Origin of the sequence: Pseudoxanthomonas sp. (assembly GCF_051953815.1) — a bacterium.
GTDB lineage: Bacteria > Pseudomonadota > Gammaproteobacteria > Xanthomonadales > Xanthomonadaceae > Pseudoxanthomonas_A.
The window spans coordinates 23,720-47,529 of the sequence record NZ_JBQCIJ010000020.1; the positions used below are offsets into that span (position 1 = coordinate 23,720).

A 23,810-nucleotide genomic window follows, 5' to 3' on the forward strand; every position below is an offset into this window, starting at 1 on the left:
CCGAGTGGGTTCCACAAGATGATTCTACAGTCGGATGAGCTTTATAGCGCCCTAGGAAGGTTCGTGGTTGGCTTTGAGCATGTTTGTTGGAGAATGAACTGGCTTATGTATAAGGTGCTCCAGTTTGGCGGAGGACTTAGAAATCAGCAGTTTTTCAATGCGCTAAGCACCGGTGACACTGCGGAGCCAACGCTTCGCAAGCTGCGCTCACTTTGGGCTGAGGCAGTCAAAATGGAGATAGGCGCAACGCCTCAGGATGACGTTTTTGCCAGCATTCAGAAGCTCATAGAAACCCGAAATGATTTTATTCACGGGCTTTGGTTCACAGGCTTCCATAAAGGAGAGGATGATTATTTAATCGCGCACGGCTACAAGCAGAAGAACACAAAAAGAGGCGGTGTAGTGAGAGAATTTGCTCTTTCTAAGGAAGATTTCAACAGTCTCTCAATTGAGGCGCGGTTGATTGAAGGGAGGCTTGTTAGCATGGCTGAGAGTATTGCCCACCAAGATGATGAAGTGCCTTTGGATGATGTCTTCAGCACCTTGCCGCTAGGCGGAAGAAAGAAGACGAACGGGTGAGCTGTGAAACAGACTTTGATCTTATTGTTGCTGCTCGTGCCGGTGATTGGGTTCGCGCAAGTTCAATCCGCTGCTGGTAAGGGCGTGCGGCGCGTCGAGTCTGGCCCGCGACCAGCGAACAATTCCGCAGCCAAAGACACTACACCGCTCAACTGCAGCCGGCCTGATGTCAAGTACAACCCGCACCCGGGCGTGCGCTTGCTATGCGAACGCTGGGAACGGCGGTTACTACAGGATGAGTCCAAGCGCGTCGGGCGACCCGCGCCGTCAGCATCTGTGGTTGCGCTGCCGTCGTTGGGTAGCCCCGAAGCCAAGCAGCTTGGTTTCGTATGTATTGGTGGTCAGGCGTTCGAGCGACTTTCCAACGGCTGGTCCCAATTGATGGCCCCGGAGGGCGGTTGGCAGCGCTGCGAGGGCGGCTAGGCGTGAGACTTACCGGGGCCAAATTGACTACAGATTGGAGGGTGCAGCAGTGACCGAGTTAGGGGACTTTGTGACTTCCGTTCTGACCGAAATTGCGCAGGGGTGGCCAATGCAAATGGGGTCATTTCTACTTTGGGCGGCAACCTTAGCCCGGTAGTTGCGGGTACTGAAGTGCCATTCGAGCCGGAAACTCATCGGCGCATTGTGGATGTTGTGTTTGATGTTTCTGTGGAAGCCACTAGCGGCCAGGGAAATACTGGCAAGGTTGGTGTGATTGTCGCAACGATCGGACTCGGCACCCAGCGCCGAACCGAAACCACAGACAAAGCGGTTCACAAAATTCAGTTCTCCGTGCCGATGGTTTTACCCATAATGGTGAACAACTGGCAAGAGAACAATCTGAAGCTAAAGAAAGGCAAGATAGGGTTACTCGTACCTTGAGTTACAGGTCCATTAGTCCACTTGAAGGGGGTAGGGGCAACGCCCCTACGGTGACGCTTTTACCCGGCGCGCGTGCCGAAGCGCTGGGCGTGCCAGTCCTGAAGGTCCACAACGACAACCTTTACCAACTGCTGCCGAACCGCTTTTCGTGATGCGTTGCGTCGGCGGTCAGGTCGGTGTGGCCGTCAACGACGCAGGCGTAGTGCGCCAATGCGCACGGGGTGGGCTTGGTGCGGTCCTTGGGCCAGCACGGGGGACGGTTCAAAGGCATAGGGCCTCCCCATGGCTTGGGAATCGTCCCGGTTTCCCTGCAACAGCCGGTCCAGCACCAGTCGCAGCAGGGACCAGTAGTACCGCCAGACCCTTAGGACACGTCGGCATACCTTTTCGCATAATGCATATTATGTAAGAATTCGGATAGGCCAGGCACTGCGGGTCTGGCGCTACTGCTGGCTGCTGCTCAAACTCCTGCTGGACCGGCTCCTGCATGGCGATGGCTCCCCCACGGTGAACCGGCGCTTGGAAGCATGCAGATAGGCCTCGACGGCGAATGGCACGGCTGGTTCGCTATCCGCCACGGCATCTTTGCCAACCACCTTCACGTGCATGCACTTGTTCCCAGCCATTCGCCAAGCGCTTGAATGCCTGTCCGCCAATACAGGCGTAGCCGAGTTGCTTGGCCTCTGGCGTTCCAAGCGCGGGAAGCTCAACAACACTCTGGGAAGGCCCCGGTCTACCCGCGCGGCGCGCCTCGTCAGCAAGGATTGTGTTCTCCATGCTCTGGCAGAAGCCATACATGCCGGGATGCGGGTGGTTGCGATACTGGTCGCATTTGAACGGCGTTGTGCCGTTGGTCATCGAGTTGTGGGCTGCTTTTGGCGTCGACGTCACCCGAGGTGTGCCCGTGCCGCGCGCGCTCTGGACCTGTCCGACTACAGCAACTGAATAGGCGACCAGAGCGGTCGCCAAGAACGTCCTTTTCATACCCCTACCTCTGCTGCTGGGCGCAGCGTACCTCACTGTGACGCCGATTTCCTCAGTACATTGGAAGCAGTTGCTGCCATCCGGTCGCAAGCTCCCCTCACACCCATCAGGCATCAGGTCCTTTCAGTACGTAATCACCGGAACGGGTGCCGGGCTCCAGACTCCAGCCGGGGTTCAGCGCCAGTTTCCAGCCTGGGCCGTGTGGCATGGCCGTTCCGGTGGCTTCGGGTGCGGCGAGGATGACGGCCTTCCAGTCGCCGCTCATGACCGCGCCGTCTTCCACCTCCAGCGTGCCCCAGTCGTCGGTAACGCGCATGGTCGGATAGACGGTTCCGATGTCGTCGAGCGGCTGCAGGTTGCTCGGATTGAACTGGATGCTCATGTGTTTCAGGTCGAGCCTCAGCACCGGGCCGTCGACAAAGCGTGCGCGATTGTGTGCGAGTTGGGCCTGGCGCTTCTGTTCCCGCGCCGTTTCCGCCTCGCGCAACGCGGCGCCGTCGTAACGGGAGGCCGCCGTGGCCAGGCTTGCTTCGTCCGTCGCCACCTTGATGCCGGCGGCGTCACGCAGGCGCGTGCCGAGATCGAGCTGTTTCTCGTCCAGACGCTTGCGCCAACCCGGTGCGAATTCGTCCAGCAACATGCCATAGGCCGGGCCCGTCGCATACGCGAAGGAGCGGACGAAGCTGGGGTCATCGACATGCGAGCGCAGGTCGCGGAGCGCGGCCTGCAGGCGGGCCTGTGGTGTCGTGTTCCCGAGCATCACACCGGTGTATTCGGCCAGTCCTTCGTTGGTTTCGAGTGCCGCTTCATCCACGGGGGCGAGGGGAAAATGCCGGTAGCGCTCGGCGCGGAACGCCAGGGCATCGACCAGCGCGGCCCGCTTTTCGTCTCTGTCGCTTGCTTGGAGCGCTCGGGCGAGCGCCCGCCATTCCAGTTGCAAGGTATAGCGCCCTTCCAATGTATCCAGGTGCGGGTTGTCACCGCCCTTCGCGGTGGCGATTGGCAAGCCGGGTTGCAGGCGATGGAACATCTCATGCGTAATCAGCGTGCCGCGCTTTCCGGCGTCTTCCGGCAAGGGCCAGAGCATCTGCGTCCAACGCGTGCCCGACCATTCGACAGCGGTATTGGCCGCGTTGGCATCCGCAGGCAGATCACCGACGAACACGCCGTCCAGTTCCCGCAGCGCGCCCTTGGCATCGACGTGCGAGGCGACGATCCGGCGCGTCTTCGGATCGACCAGCATGATCGGACCGCACAACGAGGCGCCCCAAAGACGACCGCCGTCCGCTTCGCACAGCGATTGGGCCTGGGTGAACACCGCGCGCGCGTCGGCAAGCGGAATTTGCGGTTCCTGCGCCAGGGCCGGCATCGCGGCGCTCAACAGGAACAGCGTCGCTCCAAGGATTCGATGTCCCATTTCGTTCCCCGTCGGCCAGATGGGGCATTGGATACCATCGAGGCGGTTTCCGGCGCAGTGCCATTGGTTGGATAGCTGCCGGTCTACTTTACGGGCGCGCTACCGTGCCACTTCACGCCGGCGCACCTGCCCCGCCCGCCTGTCCTCACTGCCTGCTCATCTCCATCACGGCGAACAGCATCCAGGTGGTGTGGGGAATCCACTGCTCCACCCAGCGCCACTGTTCGGAGTCCGGGCCGGGAGCGAAACTGATGCCCGCGCCGGTGTCGCTGCCGACGGCGCCGGTGATGCCGTTGGAAATACCGCCCACGAACATCTCGCCGGCGCTCTCCAGCACGGTGGGCGGATTCTTCGCGCCGAAGCCGTACAGCATGGACATGCCGTAGGGATTGCGACCCAGCGTCCAGTCGAGCTGGGCCTGTGCATAACCGGCTTGCCGGGCGGACAGGCCATAGCCGGCCGTGCCATGGTTGGCCAACTTGCGTCCACCGATGACCATGGCGGCGCTGAGCGAGGCCAGCCGGGCGCTTTCGCCCTGCCACCAGTAGCCGGTTTCATTGCGATGCGGGATGAAGAATCCTTCCAGCACCTCCCCCGCGGCCTTTCCGTCCTGGGTCAGCTGGAAGCGCTGGCGGGCGTAGCCGTACGGGTTGGCGACCGCGTCGGTGATGTCCAGTTCGTGTTCCAACGCCCGTCCGATGACATCCAGTGCGTGCTGGCGGCGCGCCTGCTCCGGTTCGATATCGGTGTAGGCGGACAGGCTGATCACCGGCAGGCCTGCCTCGGCCGCGTGGTAGTAAGGACGGCTGCCGCCATCGCTGATGAAACCGCCGTCGGATTGCTGCCGCGCCATCAGGCTGGCCGCGCGTTCGCGCGCGTCATCGAGATAGCGTTGCTCGCCGGTGGCATGGTGCAGTTCCACCAGCGCCATCAGCGCCGTGTAGTCATCGATGATGTTTTCCTTGCCGTCGGCGCAGTACTGCGGATTGAACCGGCGCAGGTGTTCATAGGCGCGCCGCGCATCGGCCAGGTAGGTCGCGCCGTCGAATTCGCCATGGCGTCCGGATTCCCGGGCCAGCATCGAGGCCCGCGCGAGCGCGGCGATCGCCATGCCGCCACCGGCGCGGAACGCCGAGCGATACAGCGTGGTATAGGTGCCCGCCGCACCCTCGTAGCCGGTGACCATGCGCACCGCGCCCGGCGTGCCCCACTGGTCGAACACCGTGGTGTAGAAATAGCCCTCCGCATCCAGGATGCGATGCAGGTAGTCCGCTCCCCAGAACGCCTCGTCCTCGATCTGCGCCTGCAGGCCGTGCGCGGCGAACAGCGCCCTGCGCGCGTGCGCGCCATAGGCCAGCACCCACGCCGCCATCGACGCCTGTTGCGGATTGAAATAGTTGGCGTACCCCAGATGGGACAGGTACTTGCCCTTGTCGCCGCCGGCGTCCTGCCAGCCGCCCCATGCGTTCACCCTGCGCGAGGTCTGGAAGATGGGGAGATCCCGATCGGCTTCGTCGGTGTGGCGGCTGCGCTTGAAGTACCCCAGCAACTGCGCGCCGGTCGTGGCGAACACGGCCTGGTCGCGCACCGGCACCGATGCCGACGTCGCACGCTGCTTGCCGATGCCGACCTCCACGCGATACTCGCCGCCCTGCTCGGCATCCGAGAAATCGACGCTGAAGTAGCGCTTGCCGGGGCTCCATCCGGTGAACGGTGGCAGCGGCCGCAGGGCGCCGTGCCGGACCGGTTTGCCATCGCGCAGGACGGTGTAGGTGCCCTCGGTGGCCTGGCCCGTGTATTCGACGATGGCCCGCTTGGGCCCCCGCCGCTCCAGTGCCACCTGGTTGATCTGGACCAGCAGCGGTTCCCCGGGCAGGCTCACCGAAACGGTGGTCGCCGGTGTCTGCGCGGCGGCGGGCGCCGGATGCATCAGTGACAGCCCCGCGACCAGCGCGGCCATCAGGTGGAGTCCGGTCTTGCGGGCATGCAACGCAGCGGGCATCGGCTTGCTTCCGGATAGACTAGGCATCGCAACTTAGCCACGCATTTGACCGGCGTCAATAAATATTTCATATGGATGTATGAATAATATGGGCGCCTGCCTCCCCTCCCCCACGCTCAACCGGTTTCCACGCCTATGAACATTGGCCGCGGCGCCACCCAGCAGTCCAGCGCGCCCTACAACCGCCGCCTCGTGCTGGATTTCATCCGCCAGCACGGCGCGGCCTCGCGCAAGGACATCCAGGAAAAGGTCTCGCTCAGCCCGCAGACCGTGGCCAACATCACCAATGAGCTGGAGTCCATCGGCCTGATCGTCTCGCGCCGGCAGAAGGACCTCAAAACCCGCGGCCAGCCGCCGATCGCTTTCGAAATCAATCCCGACGCCGGCCAGTCCATCGGCATCAGCCTGGAACCCGGCCGCGCCTCCGGCGCGCTGGTCAACCTGGTCGGCCGGATCGACGCCCGCTACGAAGTGCAGTTGCAGGGCTGCGACCGGCCACAGTTGCTGGCCGGCCTGCTGGAACTGGTGGCCAACCTGCGCCGGCAGGCCAATGCCCGGCTGTGGGGCATCGGCGTGGCCCTGCCCGGTCCGCTGGGCGATACCGAACTGAGCTTCGTCGGCCCCACCGCGCTGGAGGGCTGGAAGGATCTGTCCATCCTCGACCAGTTGCAGGAAGCCACCGGCCTGCCGCTGTTCCACAGCGTCGACAGCGTCGCCGGCGCGCTGGGCGAAACCCTGTACGGAGTGGCGCGGCATCTGGACAACTTCTTCTACCTGCATCTAAGCATGGGCCTGGGCGGTTCGCTGATCGTGGGCCGCAACAACTACCGTGGCGCCGATGGCAACGCCACCGAGATCGGCCACGTGCCGGTCGTGCCCGGCGGCACGCCGTGCTACTGCGGCAACCAGGGATGCCTGGAGCGCTACCTGTCCCTGCACTCGCTGGCCGAGGCGCTCGGGCTGGACGACGGCCAGATCCGCACGCCGGACCTGCTCGACCGGCTGGACGACCCCGATGACCAGGCGTTGCGGCAGTGGTGCCACCAGGCGGGCCAGCGGCTGCGCGACGCCATCTGCATGATCGAGAACCTGCTGGACCCGCAGACCATCGTCATCGGCGGGTCCGCGCCGCAGAAGCTGGTCCGGCGACTGGTCGAGCTGGCCCAGCCGCTGCATCGCTCGGTCCGCGGCCGCCCTGCCCCGGAACTGCCGCGCGTGATGATTTCCCAGCGCGAGGAGGACTGCTCGCTGCTGGGCGCCGCGGTGCTGCCCATCCACGAGCTGCTGTCCCCGCGCCTGCAGGTGCTGCAGAAGGATGACCTGGGCGAGGTGCAGGCGGCGGAACTGCTCGGCCACCGGCCGGCCAACGGCGGGCGTCGTATTTAATTAAACTTCCACTGGATATTTTTATTGACAGTGCCGAATCGGGGTGTCTATAGTCGCCCCCATGAAGCATGATCAGCCCCAATTCAGCATCATCGGCGACGTCAGCGTGGACCTGGTGCTGGGCACGTTGAACAGCTGGCCGAAGATCGGCACCGAACAGCTGCTGCCCCGCAGCGAGCTGCGGGCCGGCGGCTCGGCGGCCAACTCCGCCCTCGCCGCGCGCCACCTTGGCCTGAGCCCCCGCCTGATCGGCGCCATCGGCAACGACGACCTGGCCCAGTGGCTGCTGCTGCAACTGACCGGCATCCCGGTCGAACTGCAGACCTGCGCCAGCGACACCACCATGTCGGTCGGCCTGATGCATGCCGATGGCGAACGCACCTTCTTCACCAGCTGCGGGCATCTGCAGCATCTGACGCCGGCATTCGTGCTGGAGCACCTGCCGCCGGCGCCGGCGGGCAGCATCGCCCTGTTCACCGCCCCGTTCCTGCTGCCCGGCGTGCGCGATGGCTACGACCAGTTGCTGGCCCAGGCGGCCGCGCGCGGCTATCAGATCGCGCTGGACCCGGGTTGGCCGCCGGAAGGCTGGACGCCTGGCGTCCACGCGGAAGTCGAAGGCTGGCTGGCCCATTGCGATCACCTGCTGATCAACGAACTGGAAGCGACCAGCATCGCCGGCACCCAGGAACTGACGCTCGCCGTGCAGCGCATCGCCCACCTGCTCAAGCCCGGCGCGCACCTGATCATCAAGCTGGGCGCCGCCGGCGCGCTGGGGCATGTCGACGGCGAGAGCACGTACTTCGCGACCGAGGTCGCGCCCGGAATCTTCGACACGGTCGGCGCCGGCGACAGCTTCAATACCGGCTATCTGGCGGCCCGGTTGAACCAGGCTGGCCTGCACGACGCGCTCGGCGCAGGCTGCCGGACCGCCGCGGCGATCCTGCCGCGCTTCCCGCGCAAGAGCATCGCCGCCGGCGAGCTCTCCCATTGCCTGCAGTCGTATCCCTGAGCCCGGAGGCACGACCATGACGCACAGGCCGCTGATCATCGGTTACATCCTCCTGATCTGGTTCGCGATCTCCTTCATCACCAATCTGATCGGGCCGTTGATGCCCATCGCCATCCAGGACTTCAAGTTGAGCCTGACGATGGCCGGCTTCATGCCGTTCTCCTTCTTTCTCGCCTACGGCCTGATTTCCATTCCGGGCGGAATGCTGATCGAAGTCCGCGGCACCCGCTTTACCCTGTTTGCCGCCTTCGCGCTGAATTTCGTCGGCGCCCTGGCGATCGCACTGATTCCCGGCTATGTCTCGGTCGTCGCCGGCCTGTTCGTCATCGGCCTGGGCATGGCGCTGTTGCAGGTGGTGATCAATCCGCTGATGCGCACCGCCGGCGGCGAGGAGCACTTCGCCTTCTTCTCGGTGATGGCGCAGCTGGTGTTCGGACTGGCGTCCTTCCTCAGCCCGTTGGCGTTCAAGCTCTACATGCAGCGCCCCGGCGTGGAGGGACAGCCGCTGGCGTGGCTGACCTTCTACTGGTATTTCAGCGCGGCGTTCGTGCTGCTGGCCCTGCTCAACCACAAGCTGCCGTTGCCGAAGGTGGAACTGAAGGAAGACGAGCGCGCCGGCAGCCGCGAGGCCTACCGCAGCCTGCTGCGCCGGCGCGACGTGCGCCTGTTCTTCCTGGCCATCGTGGCCTACGTCGGCACCGAGCAATCCATCGCCAACTGGATGTCGCAGTTCCTGCACAGCTATCACGGCCTGTCGGCCACCGAGCAGGGCGCCGTCGCGGTCAGCCGTTTCTGGGGCCTGATGTCGCTGGGCTGCCTGGTCGGACTGGGGCTGTTGAAACTGCTGGATTCCAAGCTCGTGCTGGCGATCTTCTCGATGTTGGCCATGGCCTGCCTCGCGCTCGCCCTTTTCGGCCCGGCAGCCGTCTCTCCACTGGCCTTCCCCGCTGCGGGCTTTTTCTTGTCGGTGATGTTCTCCGTGATCTTCTCGCTGGGACTGAACTCGGTGCGACAACACCACGGCGCGTTCTCGGGAATCCTGTGCAGCGGCATCCTCGGCGGCGCCATCGTGCCGCTGCTGATCGGTTTCGTGGCCGATCACTGGGGCCTGCGCGTGGGCCTCTCGCTGGTCTTCATTCCCCTGCTCTACATCCTCAGCGTCAGTGCCTGGGCCAGGCCACTGGTGCGCAACCAGACCCTGTACTCCGCGAAAAACACCCCCGCTTCGCCCTGACCAGGCAGCCGCACCCACCCATGCGAGGGCCCGCCGGCCCGAGTCGCCGTACAACACCAGGAGCCCATGATGAAGAAGCATCCCAGCGCTGTTCGACCGACCGGCATCGCCGCCGCGGTGGCAGCGGTATTGATCAGTTGCGCCACCGCCCCGGCCCTGGCGCAGTCCAGCACGGCCGACGAGGAAAAGCCGGCCGGCAAGGACGAGGCGCCGACCACCCTGCAGACCGTGCGGGTGTCCGCCACCCGCCTGGAGTCGGATCTGCTGAAGACGCCGGTGACCGTCACCGCCGTCACCCAGGAGGCGTTGACCCGAGAAGGCATCCGCGACGTGCGCGGCCTGTCCGGCAGCATGCCCAACCTGCAGATCGCCAATGGCCCCGACTCGGGCGTGCAGGTCAGCATCCGCGGCATCGGCGCCAACAACTTCACCGAGATTGGCGACCCGGCGGTCGGCCTGCACGTGGCCGGCCTGTATTCGCCGCGCCCGCAGGGCGCGCTCGCGCTGATGTTCGACGTGGACCAGGTGGAAGTGCTGCGCGGTCCGCAGGGCACCCTGTTCGGCCGCAATTCGACCGGCGGCAGCATCAACATCATTCCGGCCAAGCCCCGCTTCGACTCCACCTTCGGCAGCACCGAAATCGAACTGGGCAGCTACAACCTGCGCCAGATCAACCTGATCCAGAACCTCGCGGTGAACGATCGCTTCGCCCTGCGCGTGGCCGCCACCAAGGTCGAGCGCGATGGCTGGATCGACCAGCAGCAGGACTTCACCGACGTCGACATCCCCGAGCGGGGCTTCATCGCCGACGGCATCCCGGACGTGGACCAGCGCCGCAACGTCAGGGTGCCGCGCAGCAAGTACTACTACAACCGCGACGAATGGGCCGCCCGCATCGCCGCCCGTTTCGCGATCACCGACAACGTCGAATGGCTGCTGGCCTACGAGAAGTTCCAGAACTCCGGCGCCGGCCAGGTGGGCATGAAGGATTGCGACCAGGCCGCCGGCACCCGCTTCGCCTGTACGGGCGGCAAGTGGGACGTGAAGATCAACGTGCCCGGCCGGACCGACATGTCCATCGACACGGTCCGCTCCAACCTCAACTGGTACCTCAGCGACACCAACAGCATCGAGTACAGCGTGGCCTTCGCCAAGCAGAAGCGCTTCCAGATCTCCGATGACGACGGCGGTTACCACGAGATCCCCTCGCAGGTCACCGCCACCCTGCCGGTGCCTGCGGATGGCGACTGGGGCGTGTGGCCGGTGCGTGACAACACCTCCATCACCCTGGATTCGGAGTACAAGTCGTTCGTGCACGAGTTGCAGTTCAAGCACCAGGGCGAACGCCTGAAGCTGGTATCGGGCCTGTTCTGGATGCACGAGAAGAATTCAATCGACTACGCGCAGGAAATGCTGGTCAACGCGCCGTTCGGTTATCCGATCAGCCAGTTCTATCACCAGCCCAACCGCCAGATCGACGCCAAGGCGATCTTCACCCAGGCCGACTGGCGCTTCGCTCCCACCTGGACGGCGACCTTCGGCGCGCGCTTCAGCCGCGACTCCAAGACCGACCGCGGCGGCCAGGTGTACGGCGGCTGGGACACCACCTCGACGGCCTATTACAACGGTCTGTACGACCCGGGCACGCCGGGCGAACCGGGCTTCCGCCCGCACAATGGCCGCGATCTGACCGAAGGGATGGGACCGTTCGCCGGCATCGGCGCCTACCACCTGTGGGGACCGCCGGCGGAAAACGCCCACTCCGATTCCTGGCGCAAGTTCACCTATCGCCTGGGCCTGACCAAGGATCTGTCGGAGAACGAAATCCTGTTCACCTCGCTGTCCACCGGCTACAAGGCGGGCGGCTTCGGCGACAAGGACGACGCCTGCGACGGCAAGGTCTGCGTGGACGGTCCTCCCGGCCCGCACTACACCTTCTTCCCGTACCGGCCGGAAACCGTCACCAACCTGGAATTCGGCTACAAGGGACTGCTGCTGGACAAGCGCCTGAGCCTGTCGGTCACCGCGTTCTACAGCCGCTACAAGGACATGCAGGTGACCGGCGATTTCTTCGCCGCCAAGGTGCATGTCAACGAACCGTGTCCGGAATGGGATCCGACCTGCGACGTGGTCAAGAAGTGGCAGACCGTCAACGTCGGCACCGTGAACATCCCGGGCGTGGAGGTGGAATTCGACTACCTGCCCACGGCCAATACCCGCATCGGCGGCTTCTTCTCGTACATCAACAGCAAGATCAAGGACTACCCCACCTTCAGCGACGAGTGGAACTGCGGCGTGCGCGAAGAGTTCGGCGCGGTGCCCTGCCCGGAGCCCTACAACGGCCCCAATCCCGAGTTCGCCGGCCGCCAGATCTACGACATCACCGGCCACCATCTGCCGATGACCCCGAAGTTCACCGCTGGCGTCAACGTGTCCCACACCTTCAGGTTCGGCAACGGGTACGAGCTGGTGCCGTGGCTCAACGTCAAGTGGCAGGACAAGATGTACTTCACCCTGCGCAACCTGGACAACCCGCATATTTCGGACGGACAGGAAGCCTACACCACGGTCGATGCCAGTCTGAGCCTGCAATCGCCGTCGTTCTGGCGCGCGGAACTGTATGTGCTCAACGCCACCGACAAGATGACCAAGAACTGGGCCGACGACGCGGGCGGTTTCATCCGCGGCTACTGGAACGATCCGCGCACGGTCGGCCTGCGCGTGCGTTTCGATTACTGATGCCGCCATGGCCGGTGATCGGCACGATCACCGGCATCACCGGCATCACCGGAAGCCGCCGGCCAGGGCGGCTTCCGGTTTCCGTACCATCTCAGCGCCAGCTGTTCCTGCGCGTGATCGGCGGCGGTGGCGTGTCATCCAGCACGGGCACCAGCTTGCCCAGGCCGACCCGCCTGAAGTCGCCGGTGCCGTGAAAGTCGAGTTGACCGAAACTCTGGGCGGTCAGCGCATCGCTGCCCAGGAAAACTTCCTTTCCCTCGGCCATCGGGCGCGTGGTGCTGCAGACCGACAACGGCACCCTCAGCACGCTGATGCCGGCCTGCTTCCATGCCACGTCGGGCAGGAGCCGACGCACGACCGAACTGTCGACCCACACGTCGACGGACGCTTCGGCCATGGAGCGGCATTTTCCAATGCCGATGTCGAATGCCATGTGTTCTCCTAGAAGGCGGTGTTGGTGAGAGTGAAGCGATAGCCGCGCGCCACCAGCAGCCCGCGCATTCTCGTTTCCGCGGACTTGCGATCGAATCCATTGCCTGCCCAGAGTCCGTAGCTGGGGGGATTGGCGCCCGACATCCTGCGCTTGACGCTGATGTCGAGGGATTCGCAGGCCGTCGCCCACATGACCCGCAGGTCGTCGGGGCCAATCGATTGACCGGTGCCCACATGAAGCACGAAGACTTGCCGGTGGTTCTTCATGTCTCTCCCGAGGCACTCATGAAACGCCGTTGTCGGGAGAGCGCGCCCGTGTACGGGTGCGTGCTCGGCGATTGCGCAGCACCACCACGTATACGCCCTTCCCCCCGGGGACGCAAGGAACCGGCGAATCTTTGCTCATGCCATCTCAACGCATGCATGGAGATCGGATGAACGGCCCAAATCTGATCGCGGCGCGCATCGAAGATGCGTCATGCGCGGCCCCGGTACTCTTCGCATGCCTTTCACTTCCCGCCCCCCTTGCGTCCGGCGCTGGCCTGACGAACGGCAGGCTGACAAATGGCACTCCGCGACGCGATCCGGAATCCGCACCCTGTGCTGGCCTTGTCCGGGCGGATCCGGGAGCGTTCTCCAATGGGAAAGAAACTGGCGTGGCTGGTGATGACCTTGCTGGCCCTGCTCGTGGCCTGCTATGCGGCAGCCTTGCTGGCGATTCCGGAGTTCCGTCCGTCACTCGTGCGGACGCTGATGGACGAGCGTCCGGCGACCGCGATCGCCCACTTCGCCGGAAGCGCGCTGGCGCTGGCGATCGGCGGGATGCAGCTCAATGCCTGGCTGCGATCCCGCGCGCCGGGCCTGCACCGCTGGCTGGGGCGCGGCTACGTGGCGGGTGTCGCCATCGGCGGCGTCTCCGGATTCCTGCTGGCGCTGAAGTCGTCCGGCGGCCCGGTCGCGCAGGCCGGCTTCGCGCTGATGGCGGTGTGCTGGCTGGGCTGCACGCTGGTGGCCTATCGCCGCATCCGCGGCGGTGATGTGGCGGCTCACCGCCGGTGGATGATTCGCAGCTTCGCGCTAACGTTCGCGGCGGTGACGCTGCGGCTCTATCTGCCCGCCAGCCAGATCGCAGGCATGCCATTCCCCGCCGCGTATTCCGCCATCGCATGGCTGTGCTGGGTGCCCAACCTGCTGGTCGCCGAATGGTTCATCCGCGCCGCGTCCGTCGCGCCGGAGTGGCGGCGGTTCCCGCCGAAGCGTTCCCTCTCCTGACCGGCCTCCGTCGTCAGGAATTTCCCGCGCCCATCGCGCCGACCGCCTTGCGCTCGCCGGTACGCTGGTTGACCTTCACCCGCCACGGGTAGTGGTCCCCTTCCCCGCCGGCGCCGCGCTGCTGGAGATGGTTGGTGACCGCCTTGCGCCATGCGGGGCTCTGGTTGGCGGTGCTCATGTGGGGCGTTTTGGAGTGATGGAAGGCCACGTCGCCGCGCCGCATGGGGCAGACCACCGTTCGTGATTCATCCACTTCGCAGGTCAGCAGATCGCTCTGCACGCCTTCGACCAGGTGGTGCGGCAGGATGCCGAGCCGATGGCCTTCGTCGATGAAGTGCATGCAGCCATTGATGACATCGACGTCCTGCAGGGGAATCCAGCCGGTGATGCCGCGGTCGGCGAGATTGCGGCCCCAGTAACCCTCGTCCTGGTGCCATTCGGTCACCGCGCCGTGACCTGGCGGCTTGCCGAGGAACTGGTCGTACCAGAACGCCATGTCCAGCGCCATCAACTGCGACGCGAACCGTTCCAGCCATTGGCGATAGGGCTGCACGGCAATCTCCGCCCAGACCTTGCTGGGCGAGGACTGCACGATGCGGAAGGTGCGGTTTTCCCGCGATTCGCCTTCGCGCCAGGCCCAGTCATTGGCCAGTTCGTGCTTCTGGGCGATCAGCACATCGCAGTGCTTTTCCAGTTCATCCAGATCCGGCTGCGGGATGGCCTGCCTGACGACCAGGTAGCCATGCGTCCGAAAGAAGGCAATCTGGTCGGCGTCTGCGTCGGGATACATGAGGGCCCGCGGAAGAATGGCTCGAAGGTGGCGGCCAGTACATGCTTCCGGGCGCGGGCGATCAATGGCGCGCGCTTATATTGAGTCTGTAGAAAATGTTCCTATTTGCCCGACGCGATGCGCGTCAGTCGTCAAAACGCCCTGGCGCCACCGACGCGATCATGTAGTCGATGAAGCAGGTGATGCGGGAAGCGAGCGCGGTGTTGCGGTAGTAGACGGCGTTGATCGGCTGGCGGACGTCCACGGTCGCCTTCGGCATCAGCTGGACCAGGCGTCCCGCCTTCTGGTCTTCCCGGGTCATGAAATCGGACAGGCAGACGATGCCTTCGCCGGCGATGGCGAGCTGGCGCAGGGTCTCGCCGCTGGAGGAGGCGATGGCCGGGCGGATATGCAGCGGATTCCCGCGCGGGTCGCGCACCGGCCATTGGTTCAGCGATTCCGGCTGGGTGAAGCCGAGCAGCGAATGCGCCGCCAGGTCGGCCACGCGGCCGGGCGTGCCGACGCGCTCGAGATAGGCGGGACTGGCCAGCAGACGCAGGCGGCTGCTGCCGACCGGTCGCGCATGCAGGGTGGAATCCTTGAGCGCGCCGATGCGGAACGCGACGTCGGTGCGCCGCTCCAGCAGGTCGATGATGCCCTCGTTGCTGTTGAGTTCCAGTTCGACCCTGGGAAAACGCTCGCGGAATCCCGCCACCCGCGGGACGATCACGTGCAGCATGAAGGGCGTGGCCGCATCCACCCGCAGGCGGCCCACCGGCTGCTGGCGGCGAATCGCCATCTGTTCCTCGGCTTCCTCGACCGAGTCGAGGATGTCGCGCGCGCGGGCGAGCAAGGCGGCGCCCTCCTCGGTCAGTTCCAGCCGGCGGGTGGTCCGCCGCAGCAGGGTGGTGTCCAGCTTGGCTTCCAGCCGTCCCAGGCTGCGGCTGATGCCCGAGACCGTCTGCTCCAGTTGCTCGGCCGCGGCGGTGATCGAGCCGCTGTCGACGACGGTGGCGAAGGCCCGCAGTTCGTCGAGGGTGATTTTCATTGTTGCCGCCAAATCAAAAGTATTTGGCTTATTAGGGTGTTTTTCCGGGAATGTAAAGCGCCGAGACTGCGCAGCCTCCCCCCTCCCCGGGGAATCCCGCTTCCGGAGCCTGCCATGCCCCTTGCCCTGTTCGCCCTGACGTTGGCGGCCTTCGCCATCGGAACGACCGAGTTCGTCATCGTCGGCCTGATTCCCACCATCGCCGCCGACCTGGGAGTGTCGCTGCCCTCGGCCGGCCTGCTGGTCAGCCTCTACGCGCTGGGCGTGGCGATTGGCGCGCCCGTGCTCACCGCGATGACCGCGCGCGTCCCGCGCAAGCCCTTGCTGGTGGGCCTGATGGTGCTGTTCACCGTCGGCAACCTGGTGGCCTGGCTGGCGCCGGGCTACACCACGCTGATCGTGGCCCGGCTGCTGACCGGCCTGGCCCACGGCGTGTTCTTCTCGGTCGGCTCGATCGTCGCCACCAGCCTGGTGCCGCGCGAAAGGGCCGCCAGCGCCATCGCCACCATGTTCAGCGGCATGACCGTCGCCTTCGTCACCGGCATTCCGCTGGGCACCTTCATCGGCCAGCATTTCGGCTGGCGCACCACCTTCCTGGCGGTCGCGGTGTTTGGACTGGTGGCGATGATCGGCGCGCAGCTGCTGGTGCCGCGGAACATCGCGCACGCCGCACCGGCGCCGTTGCGTCGGCAGCTCAACGTGCTGCTGCAGCCGCGCCTGCTGCTGGTCTACGCGATGACCGCGGTCGGCTATGGCGGCTCGCTGATCGCCTTCACCTTCCTGGCCCCCATCCTCGAGGACATCGCCGGCTTCGAGCCGCAGATGGTCGGGCTGGTGTTGCTGGCGTACGGCGTCTCGGTCGCCATCGGCAACGTCTGGGGCGGTCGCCTGGCGGATCGAAAGGGGCCCGTGGGCGCGCTCAAGATCATCTTCGGCCTGCTGGCGGCGGTGTTGCTGGTGCTCACCTTCACCGCCTCGAACCCGTGGCTGGTCGTGCTGACCGTGCTGGCCTGGGGCGCGGTCGCGTTCGGCAACGTGCCCGGCCTGCAGGTGTATGTCGTGCGCCAGGCCGAACAGGTGGCGCCGGATGCGACCGACGTCGCGGCGGGCTTCAACATCTCGGCGTTCAATCTGGGCGTGGCGGGTGGTTCGTGGGCCGGTGCGCAGGTGGTGGCCCATCTTGGCCTGGCGCACACGCCGTGGATCGCGGCGCTGGTGACGCTGGGCGCGCTTGGCCTGACCACGCTGTCGGGCCGACTCGACCGGCGCGCGCCGGCCGTCCTGCCCGTCCGGGCCTGACCGCGTCAATCTTCTTTCCTCCCGTTTCTTTCGTCCCGTTTTTTTCGTCGTATTTCCCAACCCATTGGAGCCTCCCATGAATCTTCCCTCCTTCGGCGTCGGCACCTTCCGCCTGACCGGCCAGACCGTCATCGATTCGGTGCGCAACGCGCTCGATGTCGGCTACCGCGCCATCGATACCGCGCAGATCTACGGCAATGAGGCCGAGGTCGGCCAGGCCATCGCCGGGAGCGGCGTCGCCCGCGACGATCTGTTCCTCACCACCAAGATCTGGACCGACAACTACGCGCGCGACCGGCTGGTCCCGAGCCTGCGCGAGAGCCTGGACAAGCTGCGCACCGATCGCGTGGATCTGACCCTGATCCATTGGCCGGCACCCGGCAACGGCGTAGAACTGGCCGAATACATGGCCGCGCTCGCCGAGGCCAAGGCGCTGGGACTGACCCGCGCGATCGGCATCTCCAACTTCAACATCGAACTCACCCGGCAGGCCATCGAAGTGGTCGGCAAGGGCGAGCTCGCCACCAACCAGATCGAGCTGAGTCCCTATCTGCAGAACCGCAGGCTGGCCACGTTCCTCAAGGAACAAGGCATCACCGTCACCTCGTACATGACCCTGGCCTACGGCAAGGTGCTGAAGGACCCGGTGCTGGCGCGGATCGCCGACAAGCACCAGGCCACCGTCGCCCAGGTGGCGCTCGCGTGGGCGCTGCAGCTGGGCTACGCGGTGATTCCGTCATCGACCAAGCGGGAAAATCTCGCCAGCAACCTGCTGGCGCGGGATCTGCCGCTGGACGCCGAGGACATGGCCGCGATCGCGGCGCTGGAGCGCAACGGCCGCGAAGTGGATCCCGCCGGTCTGGCGCCGGCGTGGGACTGAGGCGCCGTGATGTCCGAGATTCGCGATCCCCTGTTCCGTTCCCACAGCCTGGGCGGATTGACGCTGCCCAACCGCATCGTGATGCCGCCGATGACCCGCTCCCGCGCCAGCCAGCCCGGCGACATCCCCAACGCGCTGATGGCCGAGTATTACGCCCAGCGCGCCAGCGCCGGCCTGATCGTCAGCGAGGGCACCTGGATTTCACCGCTCGGCAAGGGCTATGCCTGGACGCCGGGCATCCATACGCCCGGGCAGATCGAAGGCTGGCGCGCGATCACCGATGCCGTGCATGGCGCCGGCGGACGCATCTTCGCCCAGCTCTGGCATGTCGGGCGCCTGAGCCACGTCCGCCTGCTCGACGGCCAATCGCCGGTGTCGTCCTCGGCGCTGCAGGCCGAAGGCGTCCAGGTCTATGTGGACGAGGCCGACGGCCAGCCCGGTTTCGTCCAGGCTTCGCCGCCGCGCGCGTTGTCGACCGCCGAAGTGCGCGTCATCGTGGAGGAGTACCGCCAGGCCGCGCGCAACGCGATGGCCGCCGGCTTCGACGGCGTCGAACTGCATGCCGCCAATGGCTACCTGGTCAACCAGTTCATCGACTCCAACGCCAACCATCGCAGCGACGCCTACGGCGGTTCGCTGGACAACCGCCTGCGCTTCCTGGACGAGGTCTCGCGGGCGCTGGTCGAGGCCACCGGCGATCCCGCGCGCGTCGGCATCCGCCTGGCGCCGCTGACCACGCTCAACGGCTGCGTCGATGCGGATCCGGAAACGACCTACATCGCGGCCGCGAAAAAGCTGGCCGAGATCGGCGTGGGCTACATCCATATCGCGGAGGCGGACTGGGACGACGCGCCGCACATGCCCGACGCGTTCAAGCAGCAACTGCGTGCGGTGTTCCCCGGCACGCTGATCTATGCCGGCAAGTACACCGCCGAACGCGCGCGCGCCGCGCTGGAGGCGGACTGGGCGGATCTGATTGCATTCGGCCGCCCCTTCGTCGCCAATCCGGACCTGCCGGAGCGCCTGCGCATCGGCGCGCCGCTGGCGCCGCACGACCGCGCCACGCTGTTCGGCGGCGATGCGCGCGGCTTCACCGACTACCCCACCCTGCGAGCCGCCGCATGAAGGGTTTCGCCGTATCCGCGCCTTTCGCGGGCCGCAGTTTCGAAGTCCGCTACGAGGGCCTCGCCGCCATCAACCAGTACGACGCCGACGGCCGGACGATGCGCTACCGGATCACCGAAGGGCCGCTGCGTGGCGCCGAGGGCGAAGCGCATTACCAGTGGACGCGCGTGGCCGAAGGGATATTCGCCATTTCCTGGCAGGAAGCCGACGGCTCGACCGTGGTGCATGTGGACGATTTCGACCGGGGCACCTCGCTGTCCTTCTTCACCACGCCGGACGGGCGGTTCCACCGGCTGGACGGCCGGCTGCGCGCACGGCTGGATTGAGGAAACACGCTGCCGCGATGGCGCGGACGACAGGCAGACGTCGTCGGCGCCACCGCGTCCGGCCGCGGGGCTTTGTCACCCGGCCAGCTTCACCACCAACTTGCCGAAGTTGCGGCCCTTGAGCAGGCCGAAGAAGGCTTCCGGCGCGTTTTCGAGTCCCTCGACGATGTCCTCCCGGTACTGCACGCGGCCGTCCCGCAGCCATTGCCCCATGTCTTCCAGGAAGCGCGGGAACAGATGGATGAAATCGCGCTGGATGAATCCGCGCACGGTCAGGCGCTGGCGCAGGATCTGGCTGAAGAAGCCCGGCAGGCGATCGGGGCCCGGCAGCACGCGGCCGCGCTCGTTGTAGGTGGCGATGGTGCCGCACACCGGGATGCGCGCGAAATCGTTGAGCAGCGGGATGACGGCGTCGAACACCTTGCCGCCGACATTCTCGAAGTAGACATCGATGCCGTCGGGGACGGCGGCGCGCAGGCGATCGGCAAAGTTCTCGGCGCGATGGTCCAGCGCCACGTCGAAGCCCAGGCTTTCCAGGTAGCTGCGCTTGGCTTCGCCACCTGCGATGCCGACCGTGCGCGCGCCCTGCATCTTCGCGATCTGCCCCACCGTCGCGCCGACCGGTCCGCTGGCCGCGGCCACGACTAGCGTTTCCCCCGGCTGCGGCTTGCCGATCTCGTGCAGGCCGGCGTATGCGGTGAATCCAGGCATGCCGTAGACGCCCAGGGCGGTGCTGAGGGGAAGATCGAGGCGATTGAGCTTGCGGGTCACGCTGTCGCCGTCCACCAGCGCGTACGTCTGCCAGCCGCCGGTGGCCACGACCTGGTCACCGACGCTGAAACCCGGGTGCTCCGAAGCCAGCACTTCGGCCACCGTGCGCCCTTCCATCACGTCGTCGATCGCCACCGGCGGGGAATACGAACGGCCTTCGTCCATGCGTCCACGCATGTACGGATCCAGTGAAAGATAGCGATTGCGCAGCAGCACCTGGCCCGGTCCGGGCGTGGCGATCGGCACGCGTTCCAGGCGCAGGTTGGAGGCATCGGGTTCTCCGCGCGGGCGGGACGCCAGGACGATGCGGGTGTTGAGAAGTTCGCTCATGCGGGAACGCTCGCGGACGGCGGGCCAGCATCGCATCCGGTCCGTGGCGATGACACCGGGCGGGCGCGAAAACTGTGTTCCATCGCCGTGCGGTCGCCGCCTTTCGAGCCGACCGGACGCGTCTCCTCCGCTCTCCGCCGCGCTTACCTGCAGGCGTTCCAGACCGCGTCGTCCAGCCGCCGCAGCAGGTTGAAATCGCGCTTCAGCCCGACTTTCCGCAGCGTGGATTCGCGCCGCTGTTTCGCCGCCTCGCAGGCGGAGGGCTCGCGCGCCGGATAGGCCGGCAGCTGCGCGGACGCGGGACCGGAGGCCAGCGGCGGTGACGTGGGCGGCGGGTCCACCTGGCGTGCCGTCGCCGGCCGCACGAGTTGAGTTGGCTGTACGGGTTCCGGTGCCGCATCACGGACCCAGACCTGCCGCTGGCCGGCCTCGCAGGGCGCGGACTGGTAGCTGGCATGTCCGCGTGCATCCACGCATTTGTGCAACTGCTGTGCGGCAAGGGTGGCCGGCCATGCCAGCAGCAACCCGGCGATCATCCTGATCATGAAACGCTCCTCCTGGAGGTGGCACCCTAGCACGCAGGGATTTTCCCTGGCGCGATGCCGGTCGCGAACCGCCCCACAGCCTCCGCGCGCGCGCCCTCAGGGGGAGCAAGCCGGTGTCGACGGACGCGCTCAGTCCGCCGACGGATACCGGGCCGCCAGCTCCGCCACCAGGCGTGCGATCACCGAGGGCGATCGTCCGGCGCTGATCGCGTCGCGGATCTTGTCCAGCAGCGTCGTATCGCTCTGCACATGCAGCACGCGGGTTCCACTCTCCCGCCGGTGCCGCCGGTTGGCGCGATAGTTGCGGGCGCGCTCGGCGGCGGTCATCGCCACGCCATGCAGCGGCGGACGGCCGCGACGACGGGGAAACACCATTTCCAGGGTGCCGGGATCCTTTTCGTCACGCATCACGCAAGCTCCTGTCCGTTGATGGCGGCATATTACGTGACGCGTCACTAAATACAAATGATCGTTGGTTATCTCGTCCGGCGCCGTGAACGTTGGTGAGCACCGTCGTCGTGGCGCGGACGTCAGAGTCGCCCGGCCCGCTCCAGCGCGAGGTATTCCTGATCGCTGAACAGTCGCGAACGCACCAGGAAGCGGACGCCCTCGCCGTTCTCCAGCGAGAACATGCCGCCCCGCCCGGGAACGACATCGATGATCAGCTGGGTGTGCTTCCAGTATTCGAACTGCGATGGGCTGATGTAGAAACCGGCGCCGCCGATCTCGCCCAGGCGGACATCGCGGTCGCCGACGATGAACTCCCCCACCGGATAGCACATCGGCGAGGAGCCATCGCAGCAGCCGCCGGACTGGTGGAACAACACCGGCCCGTGCCGGGCGCGCAGCGTTTCGATCAGCTGCAACGCCGGCAGCGTCGCCATCACCTGCAAGGGAGGGGTGTTCGCGGTGGACGAGGCTTCGGTCACGGGCGGTGCCTTCCAGTCGGCGAGGCAGGCTCAGGCGGCCAGGTCCAGCACCACGCGCCCTTCGATACGGCCCTCGTGCATGCGCTGGAAGACCTGGTTGATGTTCTCCAGCCGATCCGTGGATACCGTGGCCTTCACCTTGCCCAGCGCGGCGAAGTCCAGCGATTCCTGCAGGTCCAGGCGGGTGCCGACGATGGACCCGCGCACGGTCACGCCGTTGAGCACCATGCCGAAGATGTCGAGCGGGAACTGGCCCGGCGGCAGACCGTTGAGCGAGACCGTGCCGCCGCGCCGGACCATGCCGATGGCCTGCTCGAACGCCTTCGGCGAGACCGCGGTGACCAGTGCGCCGTGGGCGCCGCCGATTTCCTTCTTCAGGTAGGCCACCGGGTCGGTGGTCTTCGCGTTGACGGTGACCGTCGCGCCGAGGCGACGGGCCAGGTCCAGCTTGGCGTCGTCCACGTCGACCGCCGCCACGTTCAGGCCCATCGCGCGGGCGTACTGCACCGCCATGTGTCCCAATCCACCGATGCCGGAAATCACCACCCAGTTGCCCGGACGGGTGTCGGTGACCTTCAGGCCCTTGTAGACGGTCACGCCGGCGCACAGGATGGGCGCGATCTCGACGAAGCCGATCGCCTTCGGCAGATGCCCCACGTAGTCGGCGTTGGCCAGCGCGTACTCCGCGAAGCCGCCGTTGACCGAATAGCCGGTGTTCTGCTGCTGCTCGCACAAGGTTTCCCAGCCACCCAGGCAGTGCTCGCAGTGCCCGCAGGCCGAGTACAGCCAGGGAATGCCGACCCGATCGCCTTCCTTCACGTGGGTCACGCCGGCGCCGACCGCGACCACGTGGCCGACGCCTTCGTGGCCCGGAATGAACGGCGGGTTGGGCTTGACCGGCCAGTCGCCCTCGGCGGCATGGAGGTCGGTGTGGCAGACGCCACAGGCTTCAATCCTGACCAGCACGTCGCCCGCCGCCGGACGCGGCACGGCGACCTCTTCAATCGCCAGCGGCTTGCCGAATTCACGCACCACCGCGGCTTTCATCGTCTTGTCCATGTGTTCTCTCCTGTCTCTGGGCCGGAACCACCGTAGCGCGATGGTTCCCGGCGCTCGTTGATTCCAATCAATCGTTTCCGGTACGGAGGCGCCGTCCGTCGGACGACGCCCTTCGGGGAGGTCAGAAGAAGCCCAGCGCCTTGGGCGAGTAGCTGACCAGCAGGTTCTTGGTCTGCTGGTAGTGGTCCAGCATCATCCGGTGGTTTTCGCGGCCGATGCCGGACTGCTTGTAGCCGCCGAACGCAGCATGTGCCGGATACAAGTGATAGCAGTTCGTCCAGACGCGGCCCGCCTCGATCTCACGGCCCATGCGATAGGCGCGCGTGCCATTACGCGTCCAAACGCCGGCGCCCAGGCCATAAAACGTGTCGTTGGCCAGTTCGATCGCCTCCGCCTCGTCCTTGAAGGTCATCACCGAAGCGACCGGCCCGAAGATCTCTTCCTGGAAGACGCGCATCTTGTTGTTGCCCAGCAGCATCGTCGGTTGAACGTAGAAACCATCCCCGAGTTCGGCGAGCGGCGCCGTGCGCGCACCGCCCGTCAGACACGTCGCCCCCTCTTCGCGGCCAATATCGATGTACGACAGAATCTTGTCGAGTTGCTGCTGCGAAGCCTGCGCGCCGATCATCGTATTCGGATCGAGCGGATGCCCGGCCTTGATCTTGCCGACACGCGCGATCGCTTTCTCGATGAACCGGTCATAAATCGATTCCTGGATCAGAACGCGTGACGGGCACGTGCACACTTCGCCCTGGTTCAGCGCGAACATCGCCAACCCTTCGAGCGCCTTGTCGAGATACGCATCGTCCTG

General features: G+C 65.8%; 25 protein-coding genes. 12 read left to right on the forward strand and 13 right to left on the reverse strand.

What is annotated here, in order from left to right; translation table 11 throughout:
• Positions 1–105: 105 nt before the first annotated feature.
• The 3 genes from ACTHN1_RS05130 to ACTHN1_RS05140 all read left to right on the forward strand — a co-directional run bounded on the left by ACTHN1_RS05130 (position 106) and on the right by ACTHN1_RS05140 (position 1,443).
• On the forward strand, positions 106–579 hold the full coding sequence (locus ACTHN1_RS05130) for a hypothetical protein (protein WP_440469881.1): 474 nt from the start codon (positions 106–108) through the stop codon (positions 577–579).
• 3 nt (positions 580–582) lie between these two features.
• Complete coding sequence (locus tag ACTHN1_RS05135) at positions 583–1,002, forward strand: hypothetical protein (RefSeq protein ID WP_440469882.1); 420 nt, start codon at positions 583–585, stop codon at positions 1,000–1,002.
• Positions 1,003–1,104: 102 nt separating this feature from the next.
• On the forward strand, positions 1,105–1,443 hold the full coding sequence (locus ACTHN1_RS05140) for a hypothetical protein (protein WP_440469883.1): 339 nt from the start codon (positions 1,105–1,107) through the stop codon (positions 1,441–1,443).
• Positions 1,444–2,010: 567 nt separating this feature from the next.
• On the opposite strand, the gene ACTHN1_RS05145 is transcribed toward ACTHN1_RS05140, so the two are convergent.
• The 3 genes from ACTHN1_RS05145 to ACTHN1_RS05155 all read right to left on the reverse strand — a co-directional run bounded on the left by ACTHN1_RS05145 (position 2,011) and on the right by ACTHN1_RS05155 (position 5,846).
• Positions 2,011–2,427 carry a hypothetical protein gene (locus tag ACTHN1_RS05145; protein WP_440469884.1) on the reverse strand — a complete coding sequence of 139 codons (417 nt, stop codon included), beginning with the start codon at positions 2,425–2,427 and terminating at the stop codon, positions 2,011–2,013.
• Positions 2,428–2,533: 106 nt separating this feature from the next.
• Positions 2,534–3,844, reverse strand: a complete 1,311-nt coding sequence (locus ACTHN1_RS05150) for a hypothetical protein (protein ID WP_440469885.1) — start codon at positions 3,842–3,844, stop codon at positions 2,534–2,536.
• 145 nt (positions 3,845–3,989) lie between these two features.
• Positions 3,990–5,846, reverse strand: coding sequence for a glycoside hydrolase family 9 protein (locus ACTHN1_RS05155; RefSeq protein WP_440469886.1), 1,857 nt, complete (start codon positions 5,844–5,846; stop codon positions 3,990–3,992).
• Positions 5,847–5,981: 135 nt separating this feature from the next.
• Here ACTHN1_RS05155 and ACTHN1_RS05160 point away from each other — a divergent pair, with 135 nt between their 5' ends.
• From ACTHN1_RS05160 to ACTHN1_RS05175, 4 genes are all read left to right on the forward strand, one after another.
• A complete protein-coding gene (locus ACTHN1_RS05160) occupies positions 5,982–7,232 on the forward strand; it encodes an ROK family transcriptional regulator (RefSeq protein WP_440469887.1) in 1,251 nt (416 codons plus the stop codon).
• 61 nt (positions 7,233–7,293) lie between these two features.
• Positions 7,294–8,241 carry a carbohydrate kinase family protein gene (locus ACTHN1_RS05165; protein WP_440469888.1) on the forward strand — a complete coding sequence of 316 codons (948 nt, stop codon included), beginning with the start codon at positions 7,294–7,296 and terminating at the stop codon, positions 8,239–8,241.
• A gap of 16 nt (positions 8,242–8,257) precedes the next feature.
• Positions 8,258–9,475: an MFS transporter gene (locus ACTHN1_RS05170; protein ID WP_440469889.1), complete on the forward strand. Its 1,218-nt coding sequence runs from the start codon at positions 8,258–8,260 to the stop codon at positions 9,473–9,475.
• Between the two features lie 69 nt (positions 9,476–9,544).
• Positions 9,545–12,214: a TonB-dependent receptor gene (locus ACTHN1_RS05175; protein ID WP_440469890.1), complete on the forward strand. Its 2,670-nt coding sequence runs from the start codon at positions 9,545–9,547 to the stop codon at positions 12,212–12,214.
• A gap of 91 nt (positions 12,215–12,305) precedes the next feature.
• Here the strand turns inward: ACTHN1_RS05175 and ACTHN1_RS05180 are convergent, their stop codons facing one another.
• Complete coding sequence (locus tag ACTHN1_RS05180; protein WP_440469891.1) at positions 12,306–12,611, reverse strand: hypothetical protein; 306 nt, start codon at positions 12,609–12,611, stop codon at positions 12,306–12,308.
• Between the two features lie 44 nt (positions 12,612–12,655).
• On the reverse strand, positions 12,656–12,913 hold the full coding sequence (locus tag ACTHN1_RS05185) for a hypothetical protein (RefSeq protein WP_440469892.1): 258 nt from the start codon (positions 12,911–12,913) through the stop codon (positions 12,656–12,658).
• 372 nt (positions 12,914–13,285) lie between these two features.
• Here ACTHN1_RS05185 and ACTHN1_RS05190 point away from each other — a divergent pair, with 372 nt between their 5' ends.
• Positions 13,286–13,918, forward strand: coding sequence for a DUF2306 domain-containing protein (locus tag ACTHN1_RS05190; RefSeq protein ID WP_440469893.1), 633 nt, complete (start codon positions 13,286–13,288; stop codon positions 13,916–13,918).
• Between the two features lie 13 nt (positions 13,919–13,931).
• On the opposite strand, the gene ACTHN1_RS05195 is transcribed toward ACTHN1_RS05190, so the two are convergent.
• Together ACTHN1_RS05195 and ACTHN1_RS05200 are read right to left on the reverse strand one after the other, a co-directional pair.
• On the reverse strand, positions 13,932–14,708 hold the full coding sequence (locus ACTHN1_RS05195) for a phytanoyl-CoA dioxygenase family protein (RefSeq protein ID WP_440469894.1): 777 nt from the start codon (positions 14,706–14,708) through the stop codon (positions 13,932–13,934).
• Between the two features lie 124 nt (positions 14,709–14,832).
• Positions 14,833–15,735 carry a LysR substrate-binding domain-containing protein gene (locus ACTHN1_RS05200; RefSeq protein ID WP_440469895.1) on the reverse strand — a complete coding sequence of 301 codons (903 nt, stop codon included), beginning with the start codon at positions 15,733–15,735 and terminating at the stop codon, positions 14,833–14,835.
• Positions 15,736–15,849: 114 nt separating this feature from the next.
• On the opposite strand from ACTHN1_RS05200, the gene ACTHN1_RS05205 reads away from it, so the two are divergent.
• The 4 genes from ACTHN1_RS05205 (at position 15,850) to ACTHN1_RS05220 (ending at position 19,365) form a co-directional block, all read left to right on the forward strand.
• Positions 15,850–17,034, forward strand: a complete 1,185-nt coding sequence (locus ACTHN1_RS05205; RefSeq protein ID WP_440469896.1) for an MFS transporter — start codon at positions 15,850–15,852, stop codon at positions 17,032–17,034.
• A 76-nt stretch (positions 17,035–17,110) separates the two neighbouring features.
• Complete coding sequence (gene dkgB, locus ACTHN1_RS05210) at positions 17,111–17,914, forward strand: 2,5-didehydrogluconate reductase DkgB (RefSeq protein ID WP_440469897.1); 804 nt, start codon at positions 17,111–17,113, stop codon at positions 17,912–17,914.
• A 9-nt stretch (positions 17,915–17,923) separates the two neighbouring features.
• Positions 17,924–19,039: an alkene reductase gene (locus ACTHN1_RS05215; RefSeq protein WP_440469898.1), complete on the forward strand. Its 1,116-nt coding sequence runs from the start codon at positions 17,924–17,926 to the stop codon at positions 19,037–19,039.
• Positions 19,036–19,365, forward strand: coding sequence for a MoaF-related domain-containing protein (locus ACTHN1_RS05220; RefSeq protein WP_440469899.1), 330 nt, complete (start codon positions 19,036–19,038; stop codon positions 19,363–19,365). Before ACTHN1_RS05215 ends, ACTHN1_RS05220 begins: the two co-directional genes overlap by 4 nt.
• A 75-nt stretch (positions 19,366–19,440) precedes the next feature.
• Here ACTHN1_RS05220 and ACTHN1_RS05225 read toward each other — a convergent pair whose 3' ends face one another.
• The 6 genes from ACTHN1_RS05225 to ACTHN1_RS05250 all read right to left on the reverse strand — a co-directional run.
• Positions 19,441–20,466: an NADP-dependent oxidoreductase gene (locus ACTHN1_RS05225; protein WP_440469900.1), complete on the reverse strand. Its 1,026-nt coding sequence runs from the start codon at positions 20,464–20,466 to the stop codon at positions 19,441–19,443.
• Positions 20,467–20,609: 143 nt separating this feature from the next.
• Positions 20,610–21,011 (reverse strand): DUF4124 domain-containing protein, encoded by a 402-nt coding sequence (locus tag ACTHN1_RS05230; RefSeq protein ID WP_440469901.1) that lies wholly within the window; start codon positions 21,009–21,011, stop codon positions 20,610–20,612.
• Between the two features lie 129 nt (positions 21,012–21,140).
• The gene (locus ACTHN1_RS05235) at positions 21,141–21,419 is read right to left on the reverse strand and encodes a hypothetical protein (protein ID WP_440469902.1); all 279 of its coding nucleotides are present in this window, start codon (positions 21,417–21,419) and stop codon (positions 21,141–21,143) included.
• Positions 21,420–21,541: 122 nt separating this feature from the next.
• Positions 21,542–21,895, reverse strand: a complete 354-nt coding sequence (locus tag ACTHN1_RS05240) for a DUF779 domain-containing protein (RefSeq protein WP_440469906.1) — start codon at positions 21,893–21,895, stop codon at positions 21,542–21,544.
• A 75-nt stretch (positions 21,896–21,970) separates the two neighbouring features.
• Positions 21,971–22,999 (reverse strand): alcohol dehydrogenase AdhP, encoded by a 1,029-nt coding sequence (gene adhP, locus ACTHN1_RS05245; RefSeq protein ID WP_440469903.1) that lies wholly within the window; start codon positions 22,997–22,999, stop codon positions 21,971–21,973.
• Between the two features lie 121 nt (positions 23,000–23,120).
• On the reverse strand, positions 23,121–23,810 hold a 690-nt coding region (locus ACTHN1_RS05250; protein ID WP_440469904.1), incomplete at its 5' end, for an aldehyde dehydrogenase family protein.